A 16,252-nucleotide genomic window follows, 5' to 3' on the forward strand; every position below is an offset into this window, starting at 1 on the left:
TTTTAGATGATTGTTAGATCAATGATGATTAGAACAGCTTTACTTTTGATAGTGATGTTCTCAGTGTTTTAGATGATTGTTAGATCAATGATGATTAGAACTTCTGAAACTAGCATAGCCACATAGAGTTAGTTTTAGATGATTGTTAGATCAATGATGATTAGAACACTCTTATCTTTTAACTAAGTATATTATAGGTTTTAGATGATTGTTAGATCAATGATGATTAGAACAATCGCTTCTTTGAAATTGAGCATCCCTTTGTTTTAGATGATTGTTAGATCAATGATGATTAGAACGGCTGTTACTGCACGTTTGGAATTGATTAAGTTTTAGATGATTGTTAGATCAATGATGATTAGAACATACACTACCAGTAGTGTATAATATAAGTAGTTTTAGATGATTGTTAGATCAATGATGATTAGAACATAAAACTAGATGTAGCTTCGATTAGAGGAGTTTTAGATGATTGTTAGATCAATGATGATTAGAACTAGTATCAAGTTTATCAGCCCTGTCGTTAAGTTTTAGATGATTGTTAGATCAATGATGATTAGAACACTACACAGAGAATACTAATAAGGTCAAATGTTTTAGATGATTGTTAGATCAATGATGATTAGAACAATAAACCTTGTTTGTGTCGGGGTCATTCCGTTTTAGATGATTGTTAGATCAATGATGATTAGAACTCACGACACGCTCGCTCGAATTGCCCCTCTGTTTTAGATGATTGTTAGATCAATGATGATTAGAACCTCCATACTCATTAGCTCTGACAATTGTTAGTTTTAGATGATTGTTAGATCAATGATGATTAGAACATGCCTAACAAGTACGACAGTGCGCATTATGTTTTAGATGATTGTTAGATCAATGATGATTAGAACTAGAAAAAATAAAGAGCCCACACATTCTGTGTTTTAGATGATTGTTAGATCAATGATGATTAGAACCACGAATCAATCAGGTTATAACGTTTTATCGTTTTAGATGATTGTTAGATCAATGATGATTAGAACTATTTCAAGAGATACGGTTTCAGAACTTTAGTTTTAGATGATTGTTAGATCAATGATGATTAGAACAACCCAAATAGTTCCATCCCTCATAACACCGTTTTAGATGATTGTTAGATCAATGATGATTAGAACTCGCCTTAAAGAAGTTGGGCAGGAATTGGAGTTTTAGATGATTGTTAGATCAATGATGATTAGAACCAGCTCGACAAAATTGCTGTCCATATTGCAGTTTTAGATGATTGTTAGATCAATGATGATTAGAACGCCACATGATGATTATGTAGACGCAATGACGTTTTAGATGATTGTTAGATCAATGATGATTAGAACACATTCTCGAATCCTTCAATTAAGCCATCCGTTTTAGATGATTGTTAGATCAATGATGATTAGAACTTTTTCGATATTAAGCTTTTGCCACAGCTCGTTTTAGATGATTGTTAGATCAATGATGATTAGAACAGAAAGCACCCTTTCTGATCAATTAAGCGAGTTTTAGATGATTGTTAGATCAATGATGATTAGAACCGCTCATGCTGGTCTAATATTAGAGAAGCTGTTTTAGATGATTGTTAGATCAATGATGATTAGAACTTAAAGACAATACTTGCTCTTGGGTCATTCGTTTTAGATGATTGTTAGATCAATGATGATTAGAACGCACCGCTGCAAACTCGCGGACGCATGCAGGTTTTAGATGATTGTTAGATCAATGATGATTAGAACTGGAAGGTATTGCAATTCAACGTGTAAGTAGTTTTAGACAATTGTTGGATCAACGATGATTAGAGCATAATTAATTGGGTTAAGGAAAGCAAAATTTTAAATGAAAAAGTCAGTCAAATTAAGGGAATGAGGCAACTCTAGGGCGGTTGTTATCCATAGAAAAATGCTGAAAGAATATACGCAGTTCAGCTATTTACAGAGTTGCAATAGACTCTAATGAGGATAAGCAAACTATAACGATAAAAAAGGTTGAAGGCTGAATATAATATTTTGACTAAAGCAATTACAGAATATAATCCGCTGCCTATAACAAAGAAAAAATGAAAGGCCTGATCCGGAGAGAATATTGGGTTCAAGCCCTAAAGAAATGATATTGACTTTTGGTACTTAGTACTTTAATATTTTAAGAAATTGACACTAATTAAAGAAAGGTTGCTATTTGTTCACATGCAAAATATACTAAAAAGTAAAAACAACAAACTGTATATTTTGTCAGTGATCACCGATAACTTGGGCAGCTCTTTAATGTCATTTGCGTTGCCGTTGATGGTACTTGATATCACTAAAAATGGTATTCACTTATCAATAATTTCTATTATTGAAACATTGCCTATTTTGGTTTTAGGTCTTCCGGCGGGAGCTCTAACGGATAAATTAGATGTTAAAAAGATTCTCATTTTTAGTGATTTGATTAGATTAATCAGCTACTTGATTCTTTCCGCATCATTTGCATTCCAGTTAACAGTGAATTGCATGATTTTAATTATTTATGCGGTATCACTTGTCGTCAGCGTGACAAACACAATTAATACGGTGTCAGAAATTACTTTTGTTTCTTCTTTGGTAGAAAAGAAGGACTTTTCAGAATTAAACAGTCTGGTTTATGGCATACAATATGCAGCTAATTTTGCATTGCCTATTATAGGCGGAATATTATATCAATATATTTCGCATAGTCTTTTAATTGTTATTTGTGCAATTTTCTACCTAATTAGCCTTTTACTGGAAAAAAGTATCAGCCTGAAAACTAAATCTACTGCTTTTACCGGCTTTACAGCTCTTAAATCTGCACTTAAAACGGTAAAAACAGATATAAAGGAAGGTCTGGAATATACCCTTAATATTCGTTCTGTTTTGTATCCGTTAATATTAGCTGCACTAGTTAATATTGTATCAGCTAATTTTGATAATGATAGCCTCATAATATTACGTACGCAATTAAAACTTTCCTCTCAAAATATTGGAATAATTTCAGCGATTGCAGCTGTCAGTGCCTTAATTGGTACTTTGGTGGTCAATTGGTTGAATAGGCGCATTAAGTTTAATCTATTGTTTGTATTGCTAATTTTTGCTGGTGCTCTTTTTCGTGCCCTTTTTGCGCTGGACCAAAATGTACCAACAATGATTCTGGCTATTGCGTTTGTTTCTATAATTGAATCAATTATTAATATTAGTATCATCACGAATAGGCAACAGCAAGTTGAACAAAAATACCTTGGACGAGTAACGAGTATCTATAAAACAGTGCTGATTGGAGTAAACTCTTTAGGCTATCTTTTAGGCGGTCTTGTTGCTAAAAAAATAGGTTCAAGATCAGGCATTGGAGTTTCAGCTATTGAACTTTTGCTAGTTACAGCAATTAGTATTTTTTACTGGCACCTGAAATAAAGCACGATAACGAGCCTTAGCATCAAAAATTTGGGCAAAATAGTAAAAAGCAAGAATTTATAGGCAGGTTGGGAAACTATAAATTATTTTTTGTTTATATATGCAGGTCATTTGTTTAAAGTCGCAGATAGATTAATAATGATTATAGTCTGTGACTTAATAAATTAATGAGGAGATATATAAATGACTACAGTGCATAATAATAGTCGTGAAGTTAAACCAGATTGGTCTTCAGTGATTGTGGAAGAAGAGCAAATGCCCTGGTCCCAAAATGGTGCCAAGACCATCTGCGCAAGGTATAAGGATCCAGTTCTTAGAGGCTATTCTGCTGTAATTGTAAAAGATTCAATCAACAGGGAGTTTTCTGAGAATGAAAACTTAATTACACCAAACAGGGTCACAACTATGATTGTCAGGTTTCCCAGATTTATTCTTCCCGAGTGGAATACTCATCGGGTTTTCAGCAGAAACAGTGCCTCTTCAAGAGCCAGAAGCATAAAGACTACCGTCAAGCCAGTAATGGAGCAACCTGTGATTCCACTCTGGACTATTAATCACAAGGGCATGACAGGGCCATTTGCTGATTCAGAAAGGGCAAAAAGATTGGCTACACTCCCGAGATGAAGCAGTTCTGGGTATGTTGCGACAGCTAATGAATGAAGAAGAAGTCCCCTACGATGCTGAAGCTAGTGACTGGGAAAAATTTGCTGACAAGTATGATGAAGCATATAAAAATGATGCAGTTCCAGCTTCATGGAATGATGCTCATAAACAAGACTGCAACAGATTGATTGAACCATGGATGTGGCATGAAACTCTGGTAACATCAACTTACTGGCAAAATTTTCTGGATTTGCGAATTGCTGCTGGCGTCCAGCCGGAAATGGAAACTATTGCAATTTTGATAAAAGCGGTTCTTGAAGCAAGTCCCAAGTATGGAACGCTGAAAAAAAGAGTAATGCATGTCCCGTTTGTTGATGTTGAAGAGAATGATCTGTTATCGTGGGAAAGGCTTGAACCAGTGCTTCTGCAATCGGCTTCAGAATGTGCCCGAATTTCCTATCATGACCGTTCTAAAATGAAAAACAGAAACGGCTCAAATTTGGGCAAAAGGCTGCTTACTGAAAAGCATATGAGTCCGTTTGAACACATAGCATGGTCAGCTAAAAGCAGTGATTGGGAAAAAATTTCCGCATTAAAAGAAAAGATGACAGATTTACTTGAAAAACATCCTGATTGCCCTCCCGACAAGATAGCTGGTTCGCTGACTTCAAATCTTAGTGAGAACTGGCTGCAATTTAGAAGAGTCATTGAGAATAGAGAACAGTAAGACAATTAACTGTGTCTAATTACATAAAATTTGCAGAAAGCAAAAGACTAATAGATTGGGTTATCAATACTCAAATTTATTAGTCTTTTTGAATGTAAATATTTAAAAATAGAAGTTAATTCCTTTTTCTGCCTTGTTAAGTATGAGAAGTTTTTGACCAGGACTGATTGCCAACTAAAATTCGTCCCAAAGCTTTATATGGAACTATGGCTAACGACCATCTGTAAAAATCAATCAAAAACAATATTTTCAGCAAATAAGAAGTTTTTAGCGGTTCATCAAATCTAGCTTCGCGATATTGCTTTAGTATTAACATTGTATTTGTCAAATATTCTATTACCAGCAAACTTGCAATAATTGAAATGCTAATCCAGGCATTCGTTTTGACATAAAGCAGTAAAACTATCAATGAAATTGCAGAAGCAGGTGTTGTGACCATTGAAAGTACTGGAATAAGCAGGAAGAGCAGTACAAAAGTTTTAACCATTGACGGAATGAATTTAGATTTAATAATTCTTTTACCATATTTGCCTAGGCATTGAAAACCGCCTTGGCACCAGCGAGTACGTTGCTTGATCAGTTTCTTATATTTAGTAACCCCTTCTTGTCCAATGCTGACGGTATTTAAGAAGGTACCATGATAACTTTTTAATAAGCCTTTTAATGAAAATTCGCAATCTTCCAATAATGATGATGACCAACCTACATTATTGGTCATTTTTAAGGTCATGAATTGTCCATTACCTGAAGCTAAAGAAGAACCCCAATAAGTTCTTGCCATTTGTAAAAGAGAATTATAAATAGTGAATTCAAAATTTTGCATTGCTGCAATATTATGATCCAGATTATAGATATTTACTCTTGTTTGAAGCAAGTCGCAATTTGAATGGTCAAAAGCATAGACCACTTGCCGTAAGTAATTTGCATCTAAGTGGCTATCAGCATCTATGACGCCAATAATAGTTTTATCCTCAGAATAGTTCATTTTGGCAATACGTTCGGCTGCTTCTTCTAATGCCGGGCCTTTTCCTTGCTGAGCATTAGGCTTTACTCGGTGTACAACTATGACATTAGGATGATAAGCGTATTTTTCTAGTAAAGTAGTGGTGCCATCACTAGAGTCATCATCGATAAAGACCAGCTTGAGTTTGATAAAACTCTCACATTGTTTTTGTAATTCCATTAAATAAGGAATGTTTTTTCGTAAGGATTGAAATTCATTCATTGCTGGGATTAACAAGAACATAGTATCGAAATCTCGACAGCGTTCGCCGTAATTATCTTGCTTTACATTATTGCTAAATGTCAGATAAAGAGTCCAAACTAAATCAAAAATGTATGAACAGCCACCCAAAATTAATATTATGGCTATTAATAACTTCATTTATTATCACCTAGTTATTTTTTCCTAATCTAAATATACTTTAGTTTTATAATAACACTAATTGGTCTAGACAAAAAATATATTCTTTGTAAATTTAAAATTTAATATATAGGGATATATCTTTATAAGTATTGCTTTAATCACGGGAAAACTTAAACATGTAAAATGTATGCAAAATTATTTTTTGCATTTATTATTATTGCTTTATAAGTTAAGTAAAATATTTTATTGCTAATTTTTAAAAAAGTATATTCTTGAAAAGTGTTATTTTATACAGGAAAATAATATAGTGAAAAATTCACTATTTATGCGAAAAGTAATTAGTAGATAAGCTTTTTTTAAGTGAACAAAAAAACAAGCAGTTGCCTACTTGCTTTTTGTTAGCTATACTTGTATAAAAATAGTTGGACTTGTTATTCTCCTTTAAATGTCCCTGCTTCAACTTGACTAATGAAATCAGCTAAATGTTTGTAATAAACGTCTGGATTATCAACCATATGGTGATGACCACCATCAGGAGTTGTAACTAAGCGGGAATCAGGAATCTCTTTTTGCATAATTTTAGCCGTAGCGATTGGCATCGTTTCATTTTCGCCAAAAGTTAGCAAAGTTGGTACTTTAATATTTTTGAGTTGGTCTCTAAAATGCCAGTCTTTTAGTTTGCCAGTGATGACAAATTCATTATCGCCTTGAAAGGCCTGGTAAACGGCAGTACCGCCAATATCTTTTAGATGGTATAGCTTAGAAGGTTGTTTACGATTAACGAAGTTAATGTTGAGAATATTAACGTCTTCTTGATAGCGGTCATTGTCGTAATCGTTATTGTTTTCACATTCATGCATAAAGTCAATTTCAGTTTGGGGCAAAACCTCTTGGCGGCGGCGATTCACGGCTTTAACATAATCATCAATATCATCGACCATTGAAGAAATAATTGCGCCTTTTAAATGTTGACCGTATTTGACGGCGTATTCTTGGACTAGAAGGCCACCCCAGCTTTGACCAATTAGGTAAAAATTGTCTAAACCCAGTTTTTGCCGTACCTCATCAACTTCATCTAGGAAATACTCATAGGTCAAATACTTTTTAGCAATAGCAGGATCAGAATAATCCGGCTGATCGGAATAAAGGGAGCCTAGTTGATCATACATTGTTACCTGAACGTCTAAGCCCTGCTTTTTTAGTTGATCAGCGGTATCTTCCCAGTATTCATGATTACCACCGGGGCCACCATGTAAAGCTAACAGATGAATGTCCCCTTGACCCTGAGTGTTTGTCCACAAATGATAGCCGTTATCCAATGTAATAATTTTTGTACCTGTTTTCATATTTTACTCCTTTGCACGTTATCAGTTAGTTTCTATTTTAGCTCATTATAATAGAAAGAAAAACCGATCCCAAAAACGAGAGATAATTTAAAATAAGGCTTAAGTTAAGGGCTTGCACGTTACAATTAGCTTGTTATTTAAGATAAAGATTAAGGAGAATGAAAATGGCTGAACCCAAATGGTTAAAAGATATGGCTGCTAGCGAGTATTTAAAAGAAGACTTTGATGCAAAAGGCGAAAGTCAGATGCAGCAACTGGTACTTTTCAAAACTAGAAATAAATTGAATATTAATAAGCAGTAGTTAGACAGGTTCTAACTACTTTTTTGTTATACTGTTAATAGGTGAGCTTATAAACACAGTCTAAGTAAGCTCATGGGAGGAAATAAATGTTTTAGCTAAATTTGGTAATAATTAAGGTAGTTAATTTATAATTTTAAAAAAAGTATTGACTACAGGAAATTAGCATAAATTGTTTTTTATAGAGGTAATTATGTCATGACTTTTTACACACTTAAATATATTGAGCAAAATCAGAATACAAGTAAAACCATTCTCTATGTGCTGATTGCAGTTGCGGCTTTAACGATGATTGCTTTTACAGTTCTCTATCTCAGGCATAGATTCGATACTCGTTACCGAGACCTAGGCATTATTGCACTTTTGTTTTTACTTTTATTTATGGGAACGCAATATGAAAAATACGTGCAAACCAATGTGGTGAAATCTCAATCCGAGCAGATTGCGCCATTTATTAAATCAGTTGCTAAAGATCATAAAGTGCCGGTTTCAGATGTGATGGTCAGCTCTACCACTTTGCAAAACGGTTTAATTGTCAGAGTTGATTCCAAAGACATTGACTATCAACTGGAACTAAATGACGATAACAATTCATATTCTTTAAAACAGGCTCACGTAATTAATCACGAAGTCAATGTGAAGAATTAGGAGGAAAGCAATAATGAATTATACACAGCTTTTTATTAAATTTGCCTTAGGTGTGTTAACTTTAATTTTTCAAATAAATGTGTTTGGCAAGAGCAATATTGCCCCCACAACGGCTCTGGATCAACTGCAAAACTATGTTTTGGGTGGTATTATAGGAGGCGTTATTTATAATGCCAATATTTCCGTATTACAGTTTCTGCTGGTTTTGATTGTCTGGACTTTAGTTGTCTTTATCTTGAAGTTTGCTAGAGAGCACAGCAACTTTATTCGCGGACTAATTGATGGCAAACCAATTCAGATAATTAAAGACGGTCAGGTTTTATCCCGCAATTGCTTGTCTGCCGGGCTTTCAGCCAATGAGTTAATGTTTAAATTGCGCAGTCAAGGCATTTATTCAGTTGATAAAGTGAAGAATTGCATCTTTGAAAAGAACGGTCAGCTGACGGTTATTAAAAAGGATGAAAAAAATGTTCGTTTTCCTTTAATTAATGATGGTCAAATCAACCAAGATGTGCTTGAATCTATTAATAAGGATGAAGATTGGCTAAAAGAACAAGTAAAGCAAGCTGGTTATGATGATCCCAGTGACATTTTCTTAGGTGAAATTGAAGATGGCCAGCTTTCATTTACAGGTTATAATCAAAAATAGAAAAGGTAATCAAATGGAAAATTTGAATAAGGCACGACAGTTAGTGCAAAATGCTGACACTGTGATAGTGGTTGCCGGTAACGGCTTAGCTAAAACCGAAGGACTTGACCTTTTGGGCCAGGAAGATTTTGAACAGAGTTTTCCCGGAGTTGTCCAAAAGTATGATGTCCATTCAGTCGGCTTTGCGCTTGATCAGCACATTTCTTCTTGGTCAGAAAAGTGGCAGTTATGGTCAAACCTTATTCAAAAATATTCTGTTGATTATTATCCTAGTAAAACATTGCAAAAACTGAAGCAGTTAATTAATAACAAGCAGTATTTTATTGCTAGCTCAGCATTTGGTCACTTTTTTGAAACTGCCGGCTTTAATGAAAAACGCATTTTTAATGTGTTTGGCGATTGGACTAAGGCGCAGTGTTCCAGCGGCATCAATCATGGTCTTAAGGATTGTCAGTCTGTCGTTCAAAAGATCGCTGCGAAAAAGCCTGATACTAATATAGAAGAATTGGTACCAAAATGTGATATATGTGGTCAGCCGCTGGAAATACATCTGCCGCTTAATGAGCATTTTTATCCAGATACTGATGCTAATACTCGTTTCCGCTGGTTTTTAACCGGTAATGAAGATAAAAATACTGTTTTTTTGGAATTAGGAGTTGACGAAACGAGCCCGCAATTACGGGAGCCAATTGAACATTTGGTAGCAGAATTTCCGCAATGGTCTTATGTGGCGGCTGACTTCAAACAGGAAAATTTATTACCGGAAATTCAGGAACGCAGCGCCGGTACAAATGCGGATGCAGCAAGTTTAATCAATAATTTAGTGACGGAGTAGCTGATTTCAATGAGTATTTATGTAAAAAATGGCGTACTGCATGTTTCTGGCGTTCAAGATAAGATCCGGCGCAAGGGTCAGGAATGGCCTGACTTCATTTCTGACTACACTATGCTTGATATTGAAACTACGGGCTTAAACCCCTATCGGGATCATGTAACTGAACTTGGTGCTGTTAAAGTGCGAGCTAATAAAGTAGTAGATGAGTTTAGTCAACTGGTTGTTTATCCCCGGTCAAATCATGTACCGAGTTTCATCACTAAGTTAAATGGTATTACAGAAGATCTGCTTCTTGAAAAAGGAAAACCTGTAAAAGAGGCAATGACAGCTTTTCGCACATTTATTGGTGACGATATTGTCATTGGTTATAACGTCAATTTCGATCTAAATTTTTTGTATGATTTAGCACGAAAATTTCATTTGCCGGAGCTCAGTAACAATTATGTCGATGTGTTGCGTTTAGCTCGGGTATATTATCCGCAGCAGCACAATCGCTTGCTTGATTGCATTCAGCGTGCAGGCATTGCACAAGTCGAACAGCACCATGGCTTGGCAGATTCTCTTGATACTAAAAAAGTTTATGATGATTTTCGTCAGCATTTTACGCCTGAACTATTGCAAGAAGCACAAGGCAAACTGAAAAACATTGATTTGCTGCAGGAAGAGCTGGAAGTCTGGGAATTAGGATTTCGTAATCCGGTTAATAATAAAAAGATTGCTTTTGCACCTGAGGTGGAAATAAGCGGCACTGAAGCCGCTCAAATGGTTAATAATATGAATGGCATAGCTCAAACCGGTGTTAAAGCTGATACAGATTATTTAATTATGAGTGATGATGGTTTTTTTAGTAAAAATAATCCGGAAACATTAAAGGCAAGAGAATTTAATCATGCAGGCAGCAAGATTAAGCGCTTGTCTGAAAGCTATTTTTTGAATATGCTGGATGAATGGGCCAGAAGTTAAAACTAGAGGCAAGGGATCATCAACCTTGCTTTTTTATTGTTCCTGTTGCAAACAACAGTTCGATTAGCTATACTTAATTATTATTAAAAAGGAGCAATGTGAATGGCACGCAGGAGGAGCAGACGAAAAACTAAAACAACTAATGGAGATTTTTGGGCAATAGTCATTATTATCTTGTTCTTGTTGTGGTTTGTTTCTACTAAAGGTGGCTCAGACCCAAGCGGACACCAGACAATGAACAGGATCACGCGCAGTGACCGCCAGAAAAGCAATAAAATTGATAAGGCCAAGCCTGCTGCTAAAGTATACGGTGGCTTGTCGCATGAAGACTACCAAAAACTGGCTAATTTAAACTTTAAAAGTGGAAGTTCTTCTTATATTACTGTTAATAATGACCATTCCACGTTAATTAAAAATGCCTGGCGCGTTAATCGGGTTATTTATTCTGATCTGGACAGTTTAAATCGCACATCTCATTCGAATACAGCCTTTTTACAAAAGCGCAATGTTGCTAATGATAGTTTGAGGGTTCGCCAATTCGTTGAACCGACTGGTTGGCATTATAACCGGCGCAACGGCACACAAATTTATAATCGTGGACACCTCATAGCATATTCAGTTTCCGCAGGCATTGATCTTGCAGGTGATTTTAATCCCCGCAATTTATCGGGCGACCAAAATAATCCTAAAAATCTGTTCACACAGTCTGCTTTTTCCAATCAAAGAATTCAAACAATGTTTGAGAGTCGCATTCGTGTGGCACTGAGACAGAATAAAAAAGTGATTTACCAAGCTACGCCTATTTTTCGGGGCACGGAATTAATGGCCCGAGGAATTAATTTACAAGCGGTGTCGACTGACGGTGAACTTGATTTTAATGTCTATTTGTTTAATGTTCAACCGGGATATTCATTTAACTATAATAATGGCCGAGCCAAAGTAGATCATGAGATTTTTGTGAAAGATAACTATTAGCTTTTGGCTAATGGCAAAAATAATAGATAAAAAATAGTCAAATGTTCGGATAAAATATTAATTAATATATACAGAGATTAAAATAAGAGATAGTAGGATTTATTATCGTTTTTGCTCTAAAGCAAAATTATAAAACAAGAACAATAAAACTATTTTTAAGTTCATAATTAGTAATTTACCTAATAAATACGAATAATTAGTTAAAAAGCTTGCTTATGATAAGATAATTACGAATTTTAATGAAGCGAATTAGGTTGTGTTCTCAAACTTTTTATCATAAAATTAAGAGAGTAAAAAAGAAATAGTGATTATAGTGGTGCGAGGTAATGGATAACAATAAATTTGTCGAAGTGAAAAACCTGCGGAAAGTTTATGACAATGGTCATGAAGCAATTAAAAACGTTAGTTTTTCGGTTAAAAAGGGAGATTTAGTTTGCTTGCTAGGGCCATCTGGTTGTGGCAAGACAACAATTTTAAATATATTGGCCGGCTTACTTAATCCCACAGAGGGCGATATTATCTTTAACGGTAAGTCGGTGGTAAAAGTTGCACCTAAGGATCGTCATATCGGTTACGTTTTTCAAAATTATGCATTATATCCTCATATGACAGTTTTGCAAAACGTCATGTTTCCGCTAATTGTGGGTGCTAACAAAAAGCCTAAAACAGAAGCCAAAAAGATTGCCACTAAATACATGGAGTTGACACAGATTACAGAGCTGGCTGATCAAAAGCCGGGTAATTTATCTGGTGGTCAGCAACAACGTGTTGCAATTGCCCGTGCTTTGGTGCAAGAACCACAAATTTTACTGATGGATGAACCTTTAAGTAATTTGGATGCCAGACTGCGTCTTAAAATTCGCGAAGAAATTCGTTCATTAGTTAAGTCTGTTGGAATAACCACTTTATTTGTTACTCATGATCAAGAAGAGGCCTTGTCTATTGGTGATAAAATCATCCTCTTTAATGATGGTATTATTCAACAAGATGATTTAGGGCAAAACTTTTACTTAGAACCAAATAATTATTTTGTGGCCAACTTCGTTGGTAATCCAGTAATTGATAATTTTAAAGTAACAAAAACTGCAAATGAATTAAAGTCAAGCCAATTTACGATAGATCTTGCCGATTTGGAGCAGTCCCGTTTTAAACGGGAAATACCAGACGGTGAGTATATCTTGTCTGTTCGACCCGAAAATATTGTTCCTGATCCTGATGGTCTGTTTGGGACTACGGTAGATGATATTGAACTAATTGGACGTGAACGTATTTTAAAATTTACATTTGATAATGAGCAAGTGCGTTCGCTAATTAATCTCGAAACTCCAATTAAACGAGGCGATCAAATTAAACTTAAAATGCGATTTAATCGGGTATTTCTGTTTACCCCTGAAGGAGAGCGAGTTTACTAATGAAGACAAATCAAAAAAAGGCTTGGCTTTTTTTAGCGCCAACTATCATCTTTGTCACCTTGTTTAGTATTTACCCTATTTTGCGTGCATTTAGCATGAGTTTTCAGGGAGGTTCCTTAATTGACTTACACTGGAATGGTTTTAGCAATTATCAGTATATTTTTAATGACCCAGAATTTTGGCTGGCCATTAAGAATACGGTGTTATATGCTGTTATTTCTGTACCAGTCGGTCTAGCAATTTCAATCATGCTGGCATGGATTATTTTTGACAAGGTTAAGCATAAGTCCTTTTTTGAAACCACGTTTTTTATGCCTTATGTCACCTCGACAATTGCCATTGGAATTGTATTTCGTTATATCTTTAACGGTGATTACGGTATGTTAAACTTCGTGCTCAGGTGTCTGCATTTACCGGCACCTGATTGGATTGACGATCCAGCAATGTCTTTAACTACCATTATTATCTTTGGCATTTGGTCATCGTTAGCATTTAATATCGTCATCTTAATGGGTGCGCTGCGTAATATTGATCCTAATTTTTATACTATAGCGGATATGTTTGGCGCCAGCGGTCGCGATAAATTTTGGCGAATCACGATTCCGCAATTGGTACCAACTATTGCCTTTTTGCTAACAATGAATGTGATCGGGGCTTTTAAAATTTATACCTCGGTTTATGCACTTTTCAACGGGCAAGCCGGAGTGGGCAATTCAGGAACAACCGCAGTGTTCTACATTTACAATAAGTTCCAAATCGTCGGCACTCCCGGAGTTGCCATGGCTGCAACCGTAATTTTGTTCCTGATTATTTTATTTGCGACATTCTTGCAACGGAAAATGATGAAAAAGATAGGAGAAAATTAAATGAAACGAATTCGTTTAGGAGTCTTATTCAGCTACATTATCTTATTTATCTTTGCCGTTATTACCGTTTTTCCTTTCATTTATATGATTTTGGGCGGCTTAATGAGTTTCCAGGAAACCACCTCGATCCCGCCGACACTAATTCCCCATCATTTTGAGTGGTCTAACTACGCCAAAGTATTCGCTCGTGCTCCATTTGCTCGCTACTTTTTCAACACAGTTTTAACAGCTAGCGTCACCACGTTTGTCAGTCTGTTTAACTCACTACTTGGTGCTTTTGCCATGGTCAACTTGCGTTTTAAGGGTAAAGGCTTAATCCAAATGGTGCTTTTGTCATTATTGATGGTACCAGGTGAAGCAATTATTTTTACCAACTACAACACAATTGCTCATATGGGTTTACTTAACACTTATGTAGGATTAGTTTTGCCATTCTTGACTTCCATTTTCTACATGTATTACTTGCAGAGCTACTTTGGTTCAATTTCGGATACGATTTATAAAGCGGCCATGATTGACGGTGCCAGCGATTGGGATTACATTTGGAAAATCTTAGTGCCAATGTCAAAAGGCGGCTTGTTTACAGTTGGCCTTTTAAGTTTCATCTCTGGCTGGAATTCATTTCTCTGGCCGTTGCTGGTTACAAATGAAGATACCATGCGCCTGCTGAATAATGGTTTGTCTGCCTTTGCATCCGATGCCGGTAGTGAAACGCAATTGCAACTGGCTGCTGCGACCCTAACTGTCTTGCCGATTTTAATTTTGTACTTAATCTTTAGAAAACAGATTATCAAGGGGGTAGTGCGCAATGACCTTAAAGGCTAAAACCACCATCACCTTTTACAACGGCTTAAATACCATTGGCGGACCCATGATTGAGGTGGCATATCACAAATCGCACGTTTTGTTTGATTTGGGTGAAGTTTATCGACCTGAGCTCAATTTGCCTGATGAAAAGTATCAAACTTTAGTCGAAAACCAGCTAATTGGGGATGTACCAAACTTTTATGATCCCGAATTAACTGGCCAGCCAATTGATCATGAGCGGTGGGAGCATGCTGCAGCCTATATGTCTCATCTTCACCTTGATCACAGTAAGGCCATGAATTTCCTGGCCCCAGAAATACCTTTGTATGCAGGGCCAATAACAGCTAAGCTGCTGCCTGCTTTAAATGAAAAAGGAGACTTTTTGCTACCTGCTGCCGGACATGAAGCGAACTATACCCGCCCAATTATTGCAGCCGAGTATCAAAAACCAATAAAAGTAGGCGATATTACGATGACAGTGTGGCCCAGTGACCACGATGCTTATGGTGCAACTGGTCTGATAGTTAAAACACCAGATTTGGCAGTTGCCTATACCGGTGATATTCGTCTGCACGGTTATCATCCTGACTGGGTTAAAAAATTCCTGGCAGCAGCTAAAGACTGTGATGTTTTAATTACTGAAGCAACCGGCTTTTCTTGGCCGGAAGAAAAGCATGAGGAAAATAGCGCAGAATTTACCGGTCCAAAAAATGAAAATGAATTGACTGCTAAATTTGTGCAACTGCAAGAGCAAAATCCTAAGCGACAAATCACTTTTAACACATATCCGACCAATGTTGAGCGGCTATTGCGTGTTATTTCTGATTCGCCACGCCGTGTTGTTTTGCATGCTGCAAGAGCTCACTTGCTAAAAGAAAGCATTAATCAGGATTTTCCTTATTATTACTTGCCAGGGGAGCAAAAATTCGCTGATCTAAAGCCAGAACTGGCAGTTTCTTATGAAGAGCTGTTAAATGATGATCACGATTTCCTTTGGCAGGCAGTTGCTGATTTCGACCACTTGCAAAAAGGTGGTTTGTATCTTCACTCTAATGCAGAGCCATTAGGAGATTTTGACCCAGCATACAAGCCTTTTATGCAAAGGCTTGCTGAGCAAAATATTGAAGTTCAGGCGTTGCGTTGTTCTGGTCACGCTGACGAGCAAGAACTAAAACAAATTATTGCTTGGGTTCAACCACCAACACTAATTCCCGTGCACACATTGCATCCGGAGCTGGTGGAAAACCCTTATGGAAACAGGATTTTACCAAAGCGCAATCAAACAATTGCGTTTTGATTAATCAAAAAATGTTGTTTAGTTTTTATATTTGGGAGGT

14 protein-coding genes, 1 pseudogene and 1 CRISPR repeat array are annotated in these 16,252 nt (G+C 36.2%); of the genes and pseudogenes, 13 read left to right on the top strand and 2 right to left on the bottom strand.

All coding sequences use genetic code 11. The annotated features are described in order from the left end of the window. Positions 1-65: 65 nt before the first annotated feature. A CRISPR array of direct repeats spans positions 66-1,817; the repeat unit is 36 nt; unit sequence GTTTTAGATGATTGTTAGATCAATGATGATTAGAAC. Between the two features lie 381 nt (positions 1,818-2,198). From JF75_RS01765 to JF75_RS01775, 3 genes are all read left to right on the top strand, one after another. Further along, positions 2,199-3,419 (top strand): MFS transporter, encoded by a 1,221-nt coding sequence (locus JF75_RS01765; protein WP_046331604.1) that lies wholly within the window; start codon positions 2,199-2,201, stop codon positions 3,417-3,419. Positions 3,420-3,602: 183 nt separating this feature from the next. Continuing rightward, positions 3,603-4,043 carry a hypothetical protein gene (locus JF75_RS01770; RefSeq protein ID WP_046331605.1) on the top strand — a complete coding sequence of 147 codons (441 nt, stop codon included), beginning with the start codon at positions 3,603-3,605 and terminating at the stop codon, positions 4,041-4,043. Beyond that, positions 3,997-4,749, top strand: a complete 753-nt coding sequence (locus tag JF75_RS01775) for a hypothetical protein (protein ID WP_141639306.1) — start codon at positions 3,997-3,999, stop codon at positions 4,747-4,749. Before JF75_RS01770 ends, JF75_RS01775 begins: the two co-directional genes overlap by 47 nt. Before the next feature lie 136 nt (positions 4,750-4,885). Here JF75_RS01775 and JF75_RS01780 read toward each other — a convergent pair whose 3' ends face one another. Then, a complete protein-coding gene (locus tag JF75_RS01780; protein ID WP_046331607.1) occupies positions 4,886-6,133 on the bottom strand; it encodes a glycosyltransferase family 2 protein in 1,248 nt (415 codons plus the stop codon). Positions 6,134-6,546: 413 nt separating this feature from the next. Then, positions 6,547-7,461: a proline-specific peptidase family protein gene (locus JF75_RS01785; protein ID WP_046331608.1), complete on the bottom strand. Its 915-nt coding sequence runs from the start codon at positions 7,459-7,461 to the stop codon at positions 6,547-6,549. A gap of 164 nt (positions 7,462-7,625) precedes the next feature. Here JF75_RS01785 and JF75_RS10755 point away from each other — a divergent pair. From JF75_RS10755 to JF75_RS01830, 10 genes and pseudogenes are all read left to right on the top strand, one after another. Continuing rightward, positions 7,626-7,706: pseudogene (locus JF75_RS10755) on the top strand (PAS domain-containing protein); the annotation flags it as partial. Between the two features lie 252 nt (positions 7,707-7,958). Then, a complete protein-coding gene (locus tag JF75_RS01790; protein ID WP_046331609.1) occupies positions 7,959-8,408 on the top strand; it encodes a DUF3290 domain-containing protein in 450 nt (149 codons plus the stop codon). 13 nt (positions 8,409-8,421) lie between these two features. Beyond that, complete coding sequence (locus tag JF75_RS01795; protein ID WP_046331610.1) at positions 8,422-9,057, top strand: DUF421 domain-containing protein; 636 nt, start codon at positions 8,422-8,424, stop codon at positions 9,055-9,057. A 13-nt stretch (positions 9,058-9,070) separates the two neighbouring features. Further along, positions 9,071-9,892: a hypothetical protein gene (locus JF75_RS01800; RefSeq protein WP_046332902.1), complete on the top strand. Its 822-nt coding sequence runs from the start codon at positions 9,071-9,073 to the stop codon at positions 9,890-9,892. A gap of 9 nt (positions 9,893-9,901) precedes the next feature. Further along, a complete protein-coding gene (locus JF75_RS01805; RefSeq protein ID WP_046331611.1) occupies positions 9,902-10,855 on the top strand; it encodes an exonuclease domain-containing protein in 954 nt (317 codons plus the stop codon). A 102-nt stretch (positions 10,856-10,957) separates the two neighbouring features. Continuing rightward, positions 10,958-11,830, top strand: coding sequence for a DNA/RNA non-specific endonuclease (locus JF75_RS01810; RefSeq protein WP_046331612.1), 873 nt, complete (start codon positions 10,958-10,960; stop codon positions 11,828-11,830). 326 nt (positions 11,831-12,156) lie between these two features. Continuing rightward, complete coding sequence (locus JF75_RS01815) at positions 12,157-13,242, top strand: ABC transporter ATP-binding protein (protein ID WP_046331613.1); 1,086 nt, start codon at positions 12,157-12,159, stop codon at positions 13,240-13,242. Then, complete coding sequence (locus JF75_RS01820) at positions 13,242-14,108, top strand: carbohydrate ABC transporter permease (RefSeq protein WP_046331614.1); 867 nt, start codon at positions 13,242-13,244, stop codon at positions 14,106-14,108. Before JF75_RS01815 ends, JF75_RS01820 begins: the two co-directional genes overlap by 1 nt. After that, a complete protein-coding gene (locus tag JF75_RS01825; protein ID WP_046331615.1) occupies positions 14,109-14,933 on the top strand; it encodes a carbohydrate ABC transporter permease in 825 nt (274 codons plus the stop codon). Then, entirely contained in the window at positions 14,917-16,212 is a 1,296-nt protein-coding gene (locus tag JF75_RS01830; RefSeq protein WP_046331616.1) for an MBL fold metallo-hydrolase, read from the top strand. Before JF75_RS01825 ends, JF75_RS01830 begins: the two co-directional genes overlap by 17 nt. Positions 16,213-16,252: the final 40 nt, after the last annotated feature.

Origin of the sequence: Lactobacillus kimbladii, assembly GCF_000970755.1 — a bacterium.
Classification (GTDB): Bacteria; Bacillota; Bacilli; order Lactobacillales; family Lactobacillaceae; genus Lactobacillus; species Lactobacillus kimbladii.

Excerpts from the sequence above, each read along its gene's own strand:
- JF75_RS01765 (WP_046331604.1), top strand. The coding sequence starts at position 2,199 with ATGCAAAATATACTAAAAAGTAAAAACAACAAACTGTATATTTTGTCA.
- JF75_RS01770 (WP_046331605.1), top strand. The coding sequence starts at position 3,603 with ATGACTACAGTGCATAATAATAGTCGTGAAGTTAAACCAGATTGGTCT.
- JF75_RS01780 (WP_046331607.1), bottom strand. The coding sequence starts at position 6,133 with ATGAAGTTATTAATAGCCATAATATTAATTTTGGGTGGCTGTTCATAC.
- JF75_RS01785 (WP_046331608.1), bottom strand. The coding sequence starts at position 7,461 with ATGAAAACAGGTACAAAAATTATTACATTGGATAACGGCTATCATTTG.
- JF75_RS01790 (WP_046331609.1), top strand. The coding sequence starts at position 7,959 with ATGACTTTTTACACACTTAAATATATTGAGCAAAATCAGAATACAAGT.
- JF75_RS01795 (WP_046331610.1), top strand. The coding sequence starts at position 8,422 with ATGAATTATACACAGCTTTTTATTAAATTTGCCTTAGGTGTGTTAACT.
- JF75_RS01800 (WP_046332902.1), top strand. The coding sequence starts at position 9,071 with ATGGAAAATTTGAATAAGGCACGACAGTTAGTGCAAAATGCTGACACT.
- JF75_RS01805 (WP_046331611.1), top strand. The coding sequence starts at position 9,902 with ATGAGTATTTATGTAAAAAATGGCGTACTGCATGTTTCTGGCGTTCAA.
- JF75_RS01810 (WP_046331612.1), top strand. The coding sequence starts at position 10,958 with ATGGCACGCAGGAGGAGCAGACGAAAAACTAAAACAACTAATGGAGAT.
- JF75_RS01815 (WP_046331613.1), top strand. The coding sequence starts at position 12,157 with ATGGATAACAATAAATTTGTCGAAGTGAAAAACCTGCGGAAAGTTTAT.
- JF75_RS01820 (WP_046331614.1), top strand. The coding sequence starts at position 13,242 with ATGAAGACAAATCAAAAAAAGGCTTGGCTTTTTTTAGCGCCAACTATC.
- JF75_RS01825 (WP_046331615.1), top strand. The coding sequence starts at position 14,109 with ATGAAACGAATTCGTTTAGGAGTCTTATTCAGCTACATTATCTTATTT.
- JF75_RS01830 (WP_046331616.1), top strand. The coding sequence starts at position 14,917 with ATGACCTTAAAGGCTAAAACCACCATCACCTTTTACAACGGCTTAAAT.